At 41.0% G+C, this 15,887-nt stretch carries 12 protein-coding genes; 2 read left to right on the top strand and 10 right to left on the bottom strand.

Annotation, left to right across the window (positions count from 1 at the left end; all coding sequences use genetic code 11):
- Positions 1-9 precede the first annotated feature (9 nt).
- The 8 genes from F1644_RS18990 to F1644_RS18955 all read right to left on the bottom strand — a co-directional run bounded on the left by F1644_RS18990 (position 10) and on the right by F1644_RS18955 (position 11,323).
- Positions 10-1,176, bottom strand: a complete 1,167-nt coding sequence (locus F1644_RS18990; RefSeq protein WP_087421768.1) for a TlpA disulfide reductase family protein — start codon at positions 1,174-1,176, stop codon at positions 10-12.
- A gap of 13 nt (positions 1,177-1,189) precedes the next feature.
- Positions 1,190-2,824: a PKD-like family lipoprotein gene (locus F1644_RS18985; protein WP_087421767.1), complete on the bottom strand. Its 1,635-nt coding sequence runs from the start codon at positions 2,822-2,824 to the stop codon at positions 1,190-1,192.
- Positions 2,825-2,836: 12 nt separating this feature from the next.
- Positions 2,837-3,625: a DUF4843 domain-containing protein gene (locus F1644_RS18980; RefSeq protein ID WP_087421766.1), complete on the bottom strand. Its 789-nt coding sequence runs from the start codon at positions 3,623-3,625 to the stop codon at positions 2,837-2,839.
- 41 nt (positions 3,626-3,666) lie between these two features.
- Positions 3,667-5,067 (bottom strand): RagB/SusD family nutrient uptake outer membrane protein, encoded by a 1,401-nt coding sequence (locus F1644_RS18975; RefSeq protein ID WP_087421765.1) that lies wholly within the window; start codon positions 5,065-5,067, stop codon positions 3,667-3,669.
- A gap of 11 nt (positions 5,068-5,078) precedes the next feature.
- Positions 5,079-8,558: a SusC/RagA family TonB-linked outer membrane protein gene (locus F1644_RS18970; protein ID WP_118304904.1), complete on the bottom strand. Its 3,480-nt coding sequence runs from the start codon at positions 8,556-8,558 to the stop codon at positions 5,079-5,081.
- Positions 8,559-8,640: 82 nt separating this feature from the next.
- Complete coding sequence (locus tag F1644_RS18965; RefSeq protein ID WP_118304903.1) at positions 8,641-9,798, bottom strand: FecR family protein; 1,158 nt, start codon at positions 9,796-9,798, stop codon at positions 8,641-8,643.
- Positions 9,799-10,202: 404 nt separating this feature from the next.
- Positions 10,203-10,709, bottom strand: a complete 507-nt coding sequence (locus F1644_RS18960) for a TlpA family protein disulfide reductase (protein ID WP_229128226.1) — start codon at positions 10,707-10,709, stop codon at positions 10,203-10,205.
- A 41-nt stretch (positions 10,710-10,750) separates the two neighbouring features.
- Positions 10,751-11,323, bottom strand: a complete 573-nt coding sequence (locus F1644_RS18955) for an RNA polymerase sigma-70 factor (RefSeq protein ID WP_229782455.1) — start codon at positions 11,321-11,323, stop codon at positions 10,751-10,753.
- Positions 11,324-11,519: 196 nt separating this feature from the next.
- Between F1644_RS18955 and bla the strand changes: the two genes are divergently transcribed.
- Both bla and F1644_RS18945 read left to right on the top strand, forming a co-directional pair.
- Positions 11,520-12,440, top strand: coding sequence for a class A beta-lactamase, subclass A2 (bla, locus tag F1644_RS18950; RefSeq protein ID WP_118304902.1), 921 nt, complete (start codon positions 11,520-11,522; stop codon positions 12,438-12,440).
- A gap of 4 nt (positions 12,441-12,444) precedes the next feature.
- Positions 12,445-12,972 carry a GNAT family N-acetyltransferase gene (locus F1644_RS18945; RefSeq protein WP_118304901.1) on the top strand — a complete coding sequence of 176 codons (528 nt, stop codon included), beginning with the start codon at positions 12,445-12,447 and terminating at the stop codon, positions 12,970-12,972.
- 30 nt (positions 12,973-13,002) lie between these two features.
- Here the strand turns inward: F1644_RS18945 and F1644_RS18940 are convergent, their stop codons facing one another.
- The gene (locus tag F1644_RS18940) at positions 13,003-14,421 is read right to left on the bottom strand and encodes an alkaline phosphatase (RefSeq protein ID WP_118304900.1); all 1,419 of its coding nucleotides are present in this window, start codon (positions 14,419-14,421) and stop codon (positions 13,003-13,005) included.
- Positions 14,422-14,503: 82 nt separating this feature from the next.
- The gene (locus F1644_RS18935) at positions 14,504-15,853 is read right to left on the bottom strand and encodes a TolC family protein (RefSeq protein ID WP_118304899.1); all 1,350 of its coding nucleotides are present in this window, start codon (positions 15,851-15,853) and stop codon (positions 14,504-14,506) included.
- Between the last annotated feature and the right edge of the window lie 34 nt (positions 15,854-15,887).

Raw genomic sequence — 15,887 nt, 5'->3', positions numbered from 1 at the left:
ACCGAATCTTTATTCTTTAAACAAAGCGGCCAACTTCTCGTTCAACCATCCCCCGCGTGCATTTGTACTAATTACCCGCCCCTCCTTATCAATCAAAACACATGAAGGTACACCGCTAACACCAAACAAATCCATACATTCTTTTTTATAACCTTTCCCGTTTGCTCCACAAACCTGAGTCCAAGGCATACCTTCTTCTTTTACAGCTTTCAACCATGCATCCATATCATCGTCGATAGAGATACTAACCATTTCAAAACCTTTTTCATGATAGCACTGATAAGTCTCTTTTAAATGAGGAATATCTGCCCGACAAGGTCCACACCAAGATGCCCATAATTCCACCAACGTGTAATGTCCCTTTTGCAATAGCGTTGACAACTTTACCGTTTTCAAATCTACATCCAACACATCAAAATCAGGCAACACATCTCCCACGTAAAGCGGCTGTTCCAATAAAGCTTTCATAGCTTGCTGTCCCATCGGGGTGGCTTTCACGTTTTCCGGTAAGAACCCGACCACTTCTTTCGCTTTCTCTCTATCGTAAGCTCTTACCCGTAGATTTTTTGCCACATATAAAGCTACCGGAGACTCCTGATGTTGCCGGATAAATTCAACCCCCACGGCAAAAACACTATCACGCATAGCATCCATCCCCCTCACACAACGGAACACATCATCCTCCGTCCCTTTCTTATAATAATAAGCACGACGATAAGCATCAAACAAACTATCATTTTTTACAACAAAAGGCGTTACCCGTTCTTTATATTTCGCATATAAATCATGAGCATAAGAACCTTCTACACGCAAATTTTCCGGTACTTTTTTCTCTAATTTTGAGGGTAACTCTGCAAAAGGTAAAGAAACCCGAATAGTAGAATTTTCCACATATATCGGTAACTCCATGATCTTATCCCACCCATAAATTCGTTGCGACGGATCGTTAAAATAAGTAATACAACGTAATTCCGGGTAATCCACTTTCCCTTTAAACTCAAATCTTCCTTTTTTCAACTGCACACTATCATAATACATCGTCTGCCCGGTATTCATTAAATATACCCATTCATTTTCCGGTGCACCTTGAAATTCTCCTTTTATCACGAATCCTTCAGGCTTACTCTGGCATCCCACTAATGACAGTAACCCCCATATAATAATCATCCACTTCATCTTAATACCTTTTTTAAATAAATACAAAATCAGCTATTTCTCCAAAATCAGAATATACCTGTGTTGCCGGATAAGTTACACTATTAGCCCCAACACTACCGGTTGATGACAAATTCAAGATAACGAAATCACTCTTGCCATTTCCCATATCAAACGAAACACCTAAACTACGTTGCAAATCAAACTCATAGGCTGCAAATTCTCCTGCTCCGGGAGCCTTCCGCTTGGCAAATTTCATTTTCGTAGCTTTCCCTCCTGTATGAGTATAAATTGCAGTAGCTTTTCCGCCGGCCTGTTTAAAGTCTAAACGATAAACAGTATTACCCGATGCGTAAAAAATAATACCACTATAAGGTGGCGTTGAAGCAAAACAAGCATTTTCATCTAATCCTTTAGGTAAATCTATCTGATAATAAGCATTAAAAGAGGCATAATCAGCATAAGTAAACCCTCTTGGGTTAAATTCATAAACAAAACATTTGTCATCACTTTTAGCCAAACCATAAGCATACATACTTGTCCAACCTTGATCAAATTGATATCCGGTTCCTACATACAACACTTTTTGATCCGGAGCTAACTTGTTGGGATCCGCACCCGTAGCATTACCATCTCGAACCGGAATAGATTGAATCAAATCACTATTTTCCTCGCTCTCATTAAAGTACAAAGGATCATATTTCTTCACGCCCAATCCGTCACTTTTATTATAATAGAATGCAAAACGATGTCCGGCCTCATCATACAACAAAGCATTGTTAATAACTTTAGATGCCAAGGTAATCTTCACATCCCCGGTCAACCCGCTTCCCGGTTTATACACTTTACCGGCCCTAGGGATCTGATAAAGAACTCCATTGGACAACAAAAGAGCACTGGCACTTCCATCACCATCCATCATCTCCACATGTCGGAAATCAAAACCCGCTTGAGCCATCGGGGCAACCATTCGAGACAAACTATCCTTTTTCTCGAATTTTTTCCATTGACAATAAACTCCGGCCTCTTTGGCGACATCAGTAAGCACATAAAACATGTTCCAGCTACTCCCAGTTCCATAATATTTAACCGACGTTGTATATTGTCCCAAACAAAGTGGTTTACCTGTCAATCGCTTGCCTGATTCTTTATAATAGGCATCTTCATTCACCACGATATCAGCACCGATATATTCAATCGACCCCAATTCCGTCTGTCCGTTTTTACTATGTAAAACCATCCAAGTTCCATCATAAGGTTTAATCAACTTGATCGTCGTATTTACCGGATATTCAATTCCCGTTACCTTGTCAAACACATTCAAACGAAAAAAATGCTCGTATTTCAAATTTTTCTCTTCCGGGTCTATATGAAAACGTAAACTAGGTTCTATACTCACCGTGTCAAAACCTTCACGACTTGCCAAACCATAGAAATTATGATTGATAGTAGAATATAACCAAACATAACTCAAATTTTCATCGTCCTTTTGCAAGAGCTGTGACAGCCGGGGTACAATGGTAAGCGTGGTATCCTTGTCCAAACGCACGGAATACAACTCATCCAATTCAACTGCTACCGTATTAATATCTTCATAATCATAATTTCCCTTATCATCATAACAAGAAACAAACAGTAACAAAGCCAGTATATAAATTAATCTTCTCATAATTTCTTATTTTTAAAGTAATTCTGAAATATCAGGAATCTCAATCCATTCACCCGTATTTTCATCTATCAAGGGTGCATTATCAGGATCTGCTTTATACTCTTCAAAATCCAGGTAGAAGCCATTCGAGTAAAGAACATCATAAAATTGATTCGTCATCGTCCATTCATTCAATACCGTTCCCCCGTATTTCGTGATTAAATAACGAGCTTTCGTCTCGCTATAATCTCCAAAAAACATCGCGTAATATCCATCCCATTCTTCTTGAGAAGATCCCCACAATTCCAAATTGACAGAATTTTCTACCCTCAATTCAAAAGTTTGTCTTTCAACAGTACCCGCTTTAAAATCCGATTTCTCGTAATCAAAAGTCAGGTATGCAGAATATTCTGTATTTCGTTTTTCCGGACGTTTTATCAAAACTTTAAACACGGCAACACCCGTGTCTGCCGGAACATAATACTCCTCCGGGCATACAATCTCCAATGTATTATCACCCAGTTTTTTCGTGGTGAACGCAACCTTTCGAGGATGATCTGCAGGAACTCCACTTATTTTAACCCCTACCAGAAGAGTATCCAATAACAAAGAATCTCCACGAGGATTAATCCCGAAATTTGTCTCATAATGCAAATATTCTGTTTCATCCACCCAATACGGTTTCTTCTCTTTACCTAAATAATAATCAGCCATAAAATTAATCTCGTTTCCCTCTCCATATTGCACCATCTCGTATTCCTCACAACTCTGAAGAAAAAGTAACGTGATTAAAACCTGTAATATAATTGCCATATTTTTCATAAATCTCTCATTTTATCAGTAAATACAACATTCACGATGTCTTAATTTGTTTTACCAAATAAAGTTTCATTATCCGGCCAAGAGAACATATAATTACTTTCAGCCATTTGGTTCACGGGGCTATGCAAAAATGTCGTGTAAGCATGACGCTTGTAGAAGAAAAACAATTGCCCCTCCCCGTAAAATTCCTTGCGGTACTCTTTTTCAATCTCATCCAATCTGTTAGCTTCCGTACAAACAACCGGATCTACCCCGCGTATATTTCGTACTTTATTCAAGAACTCAGCCGCTTCACCCGGAGTTGCCGCACATTCCGCCAAAATGTAATACATTTCAGATAAACGTATTAAAACAACGGTTCCTTCCGTGGATGCCCATAAGTTTTCTTGCTTATATTTCCGCATTTTGATTCCGTTTGTTCCGTAATCAAATCCAACACCCTCTCTGATTCTCAAATCATTTGTCCCATCATTAGCCACATCAAACATTTCATTCAAGAAACTCTCCTTAACGATCAAATAGGATGTACCATTGGTTATATCCGTCACTTGTTGATCAAACTTGTCCACGTAAACAGAGAACACAATCTCTTTTGAACGTAAAACATCTGTAGCATCCCCGATCAGATCAAAATACTTCCCGTCAATAACTTGATTCGCATAATTAACCGCCTCCGTCTTATTTCCTGCATACAAGTAGACTCTCGCCAACATCGCTTTCACCGCATACAAGTTCATTCGCTTGTGACGATACTCCAAAAAGCCATCTTTTCCCGTTCCACCATTCCCATCTTCTGTTTTTGGAAATTCAAAATTCAACGGATCTGTTTTTGTCAGTAAGATTTCAGCTCTTTTCAAATCAGCAATAACACTATCCACCACTACATTAGAAGGTTGCATTTCCTTCGGTTCCTGATTAAACTCCGTCCGATAAGCAATTCGTTTTGCTGTTGGGTTGTCTTTATATATCGGTCCGAACATCCGTAACAAATCAAAATGCAAAAACGCTCTCAAACCCAAAGCCTCCCCTTTAATAATTTCGTAATAATGTTCCGTGGTAAACACATCTCTGTTTTTATCACAGTAGTACAACAAATTATTCAAATTAGCGATCACGTTATACATCTTCGACCAAATCGCTTCCGTGTAACTTTCCGTGTATGTAGATGGAAATGTATACCACAGGGGATTCTCATAATTTGCCACTGCATTAATCTGGTAACGTTGTCCCAATATATCCAAGAAACCATAACTCAAATTTCTGGCATACAAATCAGTTGACGCCATCTTTATATACGCACCGGTTAAAGCTTCTTTAAAACCTAATTCCCGGCTAAAAACCTCTTCTTCTTCCACCGTCGTCTTCGGTTTTACATCTAACCAATTAGAACAGGAGGCAAACAAGAACATTCCTAAACAAATGCTAACTATATACTTTTTCATCGTTTATCAATTTAAAAAGTTACATTCAACGACATGGACACTTGACGAGAGAAAGGATAGTCAATTCCTCGTTCCATCTTAATCGACGAGAACCGACAAATATCTTCCATATACACTCCAATTGTCGCAGCACTAATCCCTACCCGTTTAAGCCAATCACATTTCTGCCCGTCCAATCGATAGGATAAATTTATAGTTGAAAAATAAAATTCATTATCATCCATCACGAAACGCGAACTCTCCTTTGTATCCATCTTAGCAATATCTCCATCTATTGCCTTAAAAAACACCTGATCCCCAGGATTTTTCCATCGACTATACAGAGCTCTCCGATCCGCATTCATTCGTAAGTTAGCATTTTCCACCTTATCTATCAGCGTCTGGTTAAAAGTCTGGCCCCCCCAATGATATTGACCGGCAAGCGTTAAACTAAACCCTTTATAGGTAAATGTCGTTGAAACAGAACCCTGAAATTTAGGTTCAGTATCTCCAACCGGGACTTGGTCAATTGCAGAATATTCATTTGTCAGTTGACCATCTCTAGTCAAAAATACCTCCCTACCGGATTGTGGATCTATACCCATCGAGCGAACCGCCCAAATCGTAGTTTGAGAATAACCGTTCTCATAACGGGGTAAGGGACGTTTTTTACGTTTATCTTCTAAACCGGTAACGTACGGGTCTTCAACCTCATCCGCAATTTCCATTTGTTTTTCATTCATCACTTTCAAGGCATTAGAAATTTCCTCTATCCGTGATTTATTATGAGAACCGGTAAAAATCACGTTCCAATAAGCTTGTCTTGCAGGATCACTATATGGCATTAAACGTAACGTCACCTCATATCCCTTATTAGAAATTCTTCCCAAATTCTCTTTCATTGTCGGGAATCCGACAGACGGAGCCATCGTGTAATCCAACAACGTATTTTTCGTATATTTCTCGTAGTACTCGAATCTTGCACTCAGAATATTATTAAACATGGTAAAATCCAATGATGCATTATAATTTTCTGTCTGTTGCCATTTTAAATCCGGATTTCCCAAACCGTATATCTCCGTCCCCACCACATCCGAACTCTTGTAAGTTTTCATCAAATTAGAATACGTATACATCTGTAAAGACTGATAAGGAGTAAATCCCTGAGATCCCGTAATACCGTAAGTCCCCCTCACCACCAATTCATCAAAAATACCTAAGTTATTAATAAAAGGTTCTTTTTCTGCATTCCAACGTACTCCGGCAGACCAGAACGGGGCATAACGGTTATTTTTTCCAAACTCTGAAGATGCATTGACACTCATACTATAATCAAAAGCATAACGTTGTTTATAAGCATAATTCAAGGTCATCACGAAAGCTAAAGATCGAGCAACACTCTCGCTTCCTGATGTGTTCTTGTATTCCGTTCCCATATACACTTCACTCAACTTATCATTCGGAAATCCCTTCATGGACAATGTAGTCGATTTTGTAGAATTTTCATTCACACTATATCGCAAATAAGCTGTCAACAAATGATCACCCAACCCTTTAGTATACGCTCCCGACAAACTTAATCTATATTGAGTTCCCTCTGTTTTAGTCCATTCATACAATCCTTTTTTAGCCGGGTCTTCCTCAAGAAAGAAGTCATTATGCTGGGCAGAGTTAAACACCTCTACCGTTCCATCCTTCCGAGTTAGCGTAAAATCCAAACTTAAACGGAAATTCTCAAATGGCAAGTACTCCAATTTTAAAGCCTCCCGAAGTTCAAAATTCCGGCTTTCATTCTTTGAATCAAACTGTGCATTCCACAAAGGATTTAAAGTTGGCGTACCATAATAAGCGACAAATTCATAATTATCACCAATACTATGATCATCCAATACTTGCTTAATATTTCCATGTTCATCAGTCTTACGATAATAAGGATTTATTTTCGTGTAATCTTGAAAACTTCCATAAGGAGAAACCCTAGTACCATTTGAATAATCCACAGTCAATTGATTATTAATCAAAATTTTATTATTACGATAATTCAAATCAATCTTTCCTGTTTTAGTATTTAAATCCGTTTCTTTCATAATACCGGGTGCCCATTTGGCTCCCAGATAAATTTTATAACGCAACGTATGGTCTCCCCCTTCCACAGTCAAACCATGTCTATGAGAAAAAGCAGTCTTCACTGGTTCTGCCAACCAATAGGTATTCACACCCCGCATCACCTCCTGGCGAAGATTATTATAATAATTCATCAATCCCAAGTTATCCTTTTGATCATAATACCCCGCCAACTCCTCTATTTCCAGCTTCTCTTTCGCATTCATCATATCATAAACATTCAAATCCGGCCATTCCAGTTCGTAATTACCATTATACGTGAAGCGTAGTTTTCCCGGTAGCGGGGCTCTTGTTTCCACGACTACCACTCCATTGGCAGCCTCTGAACCATAAATAACCGTCGCAGCCGCATCCTTCAACAATGTAATTGATTCCACTTGTTCTGGGTCAAGATCCATGATCGTAGTTGCATCCACGCCAATCACTCCATCCAACACGAACAACGGTTGATTCGGACGAGTATTTACATCTCCACGCAACACAACCACGTCATCACTCTGGTAATTACCCATGCTAGCTTGCCCTCGCATTTGAAAATCCGGTATTGCATTTGGATTCGAACCGGCCAGATTACTCGCATTCATCCTAAAACCGGGATCTAACATCTCTAACGCCTTCAAGACATTACCGGAAGTCATTCGTTTAATCTCATCCCTAGAAACCCGTGTTGCTGATCCCGTGAACCCTTCTTTCTTACGAGTAAAGATACCCGTCACCACCACGTCTTCCAGATTTTCAGTTTGTTCCTCCATCACAACCTTCAAATCCTTCTTACCGGCCAGAATCTCTTTATCCTTAATATCTGCCAGTTTCACCTTTTGCGTCACCATCCCGACAAAACGGAAAACAACCACCACATCCTTTAGCTCTTTAGGCAAAGGAAGACTAAACTTCCCGTCAATATCCGTGGCGCATCCCACCGTTGTACCTTCAACAAGAACGGTGACTCCGGGTAAAGGATCTCCTCCTTTATCCACCACCTGCCCTTTCATCAGAATCGTTTTCTCTTCCTCCTTGGCAACAACCGCTTTCGGGGTAATCACGATCAAATTGTCAACCAAGCGGTAGCCGAAACTTTCTCCGAAAATCACTTGTACCAACTCGTCCAGCGTTGCTTGGTTCAGATTCACGGAAATCTTTCTTGTCACATCCACCTCTTTCTTGCTAAAAAAGAAATCCTGTTTTAACTGTTTTTCGACCTCCAGAATCACTTGTTCAATCGTAGCATCTTTCAGCTTCAGACTAACCGATGCATTCTGGCTGCGAACCTCTGCTGAAAGGTGGGTCAGCCCTATCAGCATAAATAAAATCACAATTTTCATCACTCGCAATAGGTTAAAAAGTTCCCTGAATGTGCAATTCATGCACATACTTCGTTTTTTTTTCATAGCTTTGTAATTGAATTAATACTTGAATTCTCTTCGGAGAATGAACACGGGGGTTGTTAGCGGCAATCCCCGTATTTCTTTCCTAACGTTTTATAATAGTTATCACTTTTCCTTTTACCTCGAAATCAACATTTGTCGTTACTTTAATCACGGACAACACTTTATCCAGATCCATATCCCTTTTGATCACGCCCCGGAACTCGTAGTCTTTCAATTCCGGATTCTGGTAGAACACCTCGAAATCATACCAGCGTTGCAACTGGCGCATGATCAAATCCAGCGTCATCGCCCGGAACACGAACCGCCCTTCTCTCCATGCCACGTAAGGCTCCACGTCCACCTCTCTCACCGTCAATTGTCCCGATTGCACGTCCATCACGCTCTGCATTCCCGGTTTCAGCACCTCTGCCTGCCCGTTCTTCACGGAAGACACCCGGACCGACCCGTTCACCAGCGTCGTGTAGATCTGCCCGTCATCCCCGTAAGTGTTCACGTTAAACGATGTTCCCAGAACAGTCACTTCCGACCCGTTCATCCGAACGACAAAAGGACGCAAACTATCTTTGTGAACCTCGAAATAGGCCTCACCTTTCAAATCAACGATTCGTTTTCCGTCACTGAATTCTACCGGATATTTTAATTCGGAATCCGCATTCAAAAACACCTTGGTACCATCCGATAATACCAATGAATACTCTCCCCCGATAGGCGTTGTCAACTTATTATACTCTTCTGTCACCACCCCTTTTCCATGCTCTTCATACACGATACCCCGACTATTGGTAGCCACCCGAACCCGTTCATTCAACAAAATATTCAAATTCTGCCCTTGTTCCAACACCACCTCTTTCCCGTCAGCCATCATTAAAATAGCCTTTGACGTTCCGGGTTGCATCACGTTCTTCACTAACACTTGTTCCTCATGCATATCCCGAACCTCATTTATCGTACGCCCCACGAATAAACCGACCAACAATATAATCGAGGCGGCAATCGACCACCGCAAAGTCATCCGGCGACTCTTCTGATCATAAATACTCTTCTCCAAATGCTGGAATTCTTCTTCACCATTCTCTCCATAGCTTTGTCCGGACAACTTCTGCCGGATCGCCGCGATCTCGTCCAATAGCTCAACATGATCTTTCTCTTTCAACCATGCAGTCACTTCCTCGTCATTCAACTCTTCCCGTCGAGTAAGTAACCTATTGGCAAATTCTATATCGTCATTCTTATAATCCATTTTTGCTATTTTTTACAATAACACAACAAGCCACCTCAAATGGGTGACAAAAAATTGAATATTTTTTTATCTAACGGAAAATAATCGGATTTGTATGGGTAATCCCATCACAAAAATAAATTTTAATTGATCTTTTTTCGTAATTATATTATACCAACTCCTATTCAACTCCCATTCATTTCCTATTCAACTCTAATTATAATAGATAATAACATATAAATTTAAGATCGTTATAAAATGAATATTACTTTATAAATATGATAGATATAAAACTATAATCTTTATTATACAACTTAATACCTTTTGATAACGTTATAAATTCCCACTTATGAATACCCGACAAAAAAACAGGACTTCAAAAAAGTCCTGTCTTCAAATTATCCTGTAAAAATAAAAAAATACCTCTACTTATATTTCTTCATTATTTTCTCGATAACCTCTGCCGTTAACTCATGCCCCTGTAATAATGGAAAACCTTCCCAACGAACAATGCCTTTCGGATCAATCAAAATCACGTGAGGAATCCCCTTTACCCCAAGCGCTTTCTTCATTACCCCCTTGGTGTCTACCGCACTGTAATATTCGATATTCGGGTCTTTCATCTCTTTTACTTTATCGGCAGTTTCATCGGAAATTCCGATAACAACCAACTTTTTCCCGAATTTTTTAGCAAACTCGTTTAATTCGGGTATCGCCTTCCGGCACGGGCCACACCATGTTGCCCAAAAGTCAATCAAAATAAATTTTCCCTTCAATTTCGGCTGCTGGGAAATCCACTCTTCCACCACAAATTCCGGGGCTTTCTTATTCAAAAAAGAATCTGCCCACAATTTTTTTCCATTATTGGACTCTTGTCCAAAGACGTTTGACAGGGTCAATGTCAGAACGATACATACAATTAACTTCATCATTTTTTTCACTATTTTAAATTAACATCCCAATTTTCAAACATTTATACTCGTTCCCGTTTCAGCAGGAATAACATCACCATTTCCTCCTTCAACTCGTTTCGCAGGAATTTCAATCCTCGTGAGATATGAGTCTTCACCGAATTTACACTAATTCCCATCTCGTCAGCCACGTCCTTGTATGTTTGACCTTCAACAAAACATTTCATCAGTACTTCCCGTTGTTTTTCAGGCAATTCGTCGAGTTTTTCGTTCAAGCGGGCCATACGTTGTTCATAATCATCCAATTCCTCATCAGCATTCTGCAACGCCTCGACAACTTCCCGTTCGTTCATAGCCACGACACGTAAATGTTTCAAATAATTCAAAGCGTAATTCTTGGATAAGGTGAACAGGTAGGACTTCAAAGAATAAGAAGTATCCAATTTCTTTTGATTCTTCAACACCACGAGGAACACATCATGCACGATGTCCTTGGCCACCTCTTCGTCGTTCACGTAGCTACATACGAATCCGACCAAATCCCCGAAATGGGATTTAAATAAACTTTCAAAAGAATCACTATTTAAATCATTTCCTATCATGATACGCATATAACTAACACGACCTCTATCCATGCAAAAGTAAACTTTTTATTGAAGACGACAAACAACTGGCCCAATTATAAAATAAACTGTTCTCGTGTCAACATGGGAAAAGACATTGACAGGTTTCAAGGGATTCGGATTAATTTTGTAAATTTGCTGACAGGTGGGTAAGGATTTTCCCCGGACAAGGCAAAAAAACAACATCATAAATCAAAAACAGGCTCGCATGACACACGTTAATATAGCACCCCGAAAACTATTTTTTATTCTCTTTTTACTCGTGTTACCGGTTGTAATCAAGGCCGAGCAGAAGGAATTAGAGGAACAATTACGAAAAGTCATCGCGAATAAAAAAGCACAAATTGGTATTGCCGTAATCATTAATAGTAAAGACACGATCACGATTAATAATGACGCACGTTACCCGATGATGAGCGTGTTCAAGTTGCATCAAGCTTTAGCAGTTGCCGATTATTGCGAGAAGAAGGGCTTGTCTTTCGATACACCTATTTATATTCGTAAGGCTGATCTGAAAACGGACACGTACAGCCCGCTCCGAGACCTGTACCCGGATGGAGAAATTTCTCTCCCGATAAAAGAATTACTAGAGTACACCTTGCATTTAAGCGATAATAATGCCTGTGATATTCTTTTCCAGCAAACCGGAGGCACGGAGGCTACGGATCACTACATCCGCTCCAATTTGGGCATGAGACATTTCGCGATCAAGGCCACCGAAGACGAGATGCACCAAGATAAAAACAAATGCTACCAGAATTGGAGTACCCCACTTGAAACGGCAAGAATAATTGAATTACTGTTGAACGTGCGGCTATTCGATGACGAATACCAAGGATTTATCAAAACGACCATGATGTCCTGCGAAACGGGAAAAGATCGGTTAGCCCGCCCTCTGCAAGGAAACAAAGCAATCATCGGTCATAAAACCGGGACCGGTGACCGGAATAACAAAGGACAAATCATCGGGATGAACGATGTCGGGTTCGTGTACTTACCCGATGGCCAAAGCTACACGATCGCTGTTTTTATAAAGGATTCAGAAGAAAGCGAGGCCGCAACAGCCCGAATTATCGCAGATATTTCAAAAACGGTATATCGACACGTTACGAATAACAGTCACGAATAAAACCATGAAATTTGTATTCAGGAAAGCCACAAAAAAGGATATTCCCGCTCTCGGTCGGATGATGCGGGAGGTTTGGGAGACCATGGAGCAGAAGGAATGGTTTGCCCAGTATGATGCAGAGAAATATATCACGGATTTATTCAATACACGAAAAGGAGATGTCTGGCAAGCAACAGACCCGATAACCCGACAAGTAGCAGGCATTTTCATCGCGACGTACCCGGGACGTGGGAACGAGAATTTGGGATACGACATCGGGTTGTCCGACCCGGAACTTTCACTCGTTGCCCACATGGACACAATTGTCGTACATCCTCTCTACCGGGGCCAAGGCTTGCAACAGAAACTGACTGCATTAGCGGAACAGGATTTATGCTCCCGAGGATTTCGGTATTTCATGTGTACGGTTCACCCGGACAATAAATATTCAAAGGACAACATGGAAAAACAGAATTATAAAGTCGTGAAAGAGGCGCTCAAATATGGTGGTTTACTGCGACTTATATTTCTAAAGATCGTATCTCAACCATGATATTCTTTTAAATAAATTCAAACACACAGCTCAATCCCAACCGGCAGATTCCGCTATTATCCGGGGAATATCCGTGTTGTTTAACGGACTTCCATCAAAACGCCATGCCCCGGCTCCGATAGCGTATACAGGCACCCGTGTTCCCGTATGCTCAGGGGTTGTCCATCCCATCCCGGCTTTGTTGTTTAACAGTTGGACGGCCTGTTTGGCCAAAGGTTCCACAACAGCATACAATCCCCTTAGAGCAGCCCCCGCTTGTAGATAAGAACATTCAAACTCTGATTTCAGGACGTCTTCTTCCTCTTTCGTGATCTCTATTTCATTCCAAAAACCCAGTTCTTCAGACAATACAGTTTTCACTTCTTCCCATCGGACTTTACCTCCCCGTTTTTCCCGCAAAGAAACCAAGCGCTCGGACAGCACATCCAAAGAATTTTGCTGGTAAGATAAAAGTTTCAGATTCAAATCATATCCTCGCGTGCCAAGCCCCACACCTCCGGTCTCATGATCGGCAGTCACGACAACCAGCGTTTCGTCCGGATGTTGGTGGTAAAATTCCAAGACAACTTCCACTGCATCCGAGAAATCCATCACCTCATTCACCATTGTCGCCCCATCGTTGCTATGGCAGGCCCAGTCTATTTTACCACCTTCTACCATCAGAAAAAAACCTTTATTTGATTTTTGAAAAAGATAATCTATTGCTCCCCGGGTTATTTCAGACAACGTTAAATCCCCCGGTTTCCGGTCGATCGCGTAAGGCAAACTGAATGGACTCGCCCCTGTTTCCTGCACGAAAACCATTTTAGTTGCTTTTTCCCGTTTACGATTAAAATCGTCATATCCCCTGGCAATCGTGTATCCCGCATCCTCGAAACTACGATACACGTCCGGGGCTGTTGAATCCGTCATTGAACGAGTCTGTAAAAAACCACTTCCCGCATAAAGGTCAAATCCCGTCTTAACGGCATCCATAGCGATCTCGTAGTACATGCTCCGGCTAGACTGATGAGCATAAAATACGGCGGGCGTCGCATGATCGATACTCACGCTAGTTGTAATACCCACGCTCAAACCTTTTTCCTTCGCTTTTACGGCAATACTATACACGTCTTTCGAGTGAATAGCATCCTTACCGATAGTTCCGTTTGAAGTGCGGGTTCCGGTAGCTAAAGCTGTTCCCGCCGCAGCCGAACAAGTAATCGCGTTAAATGCCGAGTACGTGGACATCATGTTTACTACTGGAAATCCGGTAAAAGATAACGAATCCAAACCGATCCGTCCATCCAGTTCTGCCCGGTAAAACTGAGTTCCGGTCACTTGCCCGTTCCCCATCCCGTCTCCAATCAAGAAAAATATGTAACGTATTCCATCTCCCTTGCCGGAAGTACAGGAATACCCGAAAAATACCATCATTAAAACACTGAACCACACGATTATTTTCATCATTTACTCGCTTTAAGATTACAAGCCAAAAGTACAAGTAGGATATGACAAAAATATTACCGCGTGGTTAAGAACTGATAACAGATTACTCCGACACGAACGAGCCTCGAATATCCCCGCTAAGAAGCAGTAACGATAATTCGGAAACTTTTGCCTGGTAGATAGCGGATAACTTCCGGTCAACGGCATCAATGTAACTACGTTGAAATTCCCTGAATTCGATTCCGGAAAGCGACCCGATCTTGTATTTTTCTAAAGCCGCATCCAAGTTGGCCTCGGCTACACTAGCGCTTTCAATCTCGAAATTTACCATCAGCAGGTTGTTTTCATAGGAATTATACATCAACGCCAAATCTCCCAGTGTTTCTTTTTCCGCCTCCTGATAGGAAAGTTCCGTATTTTCCAATTCCAGTTTGGCATTCTTGATCTTCGTCCGGTTTTGTAAACGACTGAATATAGGGACATTTAACGAAAATCCCCAGTAAAAACCGTTTGACCGGTTCAACGTGGTACTGGAAGAAGGTGTATCTGTCTTGTTATAGTTGTACCCGGAATTGAAATCCAGCGTCGGGAACAACACGGCACGGGCATTTTTTAAATCCAGCGCGGAAATTTTCTGATCTTTTTTAGCGATCAACAAGGTGGTATTTCCTGCCAGAGTTTTTTGTTCCAAGGTACCCAATGCCAGTTGCGGGCCCAGCAAGATCGTGTCCTGCACGTAATTCACCATTTGTAAATCCGTATTCATCAATTTGTTCAACGTGATATAGGCACTTTTTAAAGCCTCCTTTTGCCGTACGTAAGTCGAGCTGTCCGTGTTCAAATCAATTTTTGCCTGTTGAGCTTCTAGCCCGGATCTATTCCCGATCTTGTAACGCACTCTGGCCTCGTCGTAACGTTCATTCGAGAGTTCCAGTGAATGACGGGCCGCCATCAATTTATGGTGTTGTACCAGCACGTTATAATAGGCTGCACTCACGTTCAAGATCAAGTTCTCCACGGCTTGCTGCACGGCAAGTTCTCCCATTGCCAGTAGCTCTTTCTGTTTTTCATGGGTGGTGAACATCTCTAGCCCGTCAAATATCCGCCAGTTTAGAGCAACACCCGCGGTGTAGTTATCCGTTTTTACATCCGACATTTTATTCACTTCACCCGCGCTATTCTCGGTCTTCGTGTCATTGCGGGTCTGTGTCTGTTTCGCGGTTCCTTCCAACGTCGGTAGGAAAGTCGAGTAATTCAAATTATTCTTATCCATCCGAGCCTCGTTCCGGATGATTTTAATGGAAAAATTTGATTCCAAGGCTTTTTCCAGACATTCATCCAAACTTACACGCTGCGCGGAACAATCGAAAATTGAGAATTGAAAATTGAAAATGAACAATAAAACGATCATTTTCCCTATCCATTTCATATATCGTAAATTCTGTTTTTTCATAGTCATTCTTTATTCTACTCGCAAAATTTTCAAT

This window comes from Butyricimonas paravirosa (assembly GCF_032878955.1).
Lineage (GTDB): Bacteria > Bacteroidota > Bacteroidia > Bacteroidales > Marinifilaceae > Butyricimonas > Butyricimonas paravirosa.
Note: the sequence above shows the minus strand (reverse complement) of the source record. Positions and strands in the feature narration are given on the sequence as shown.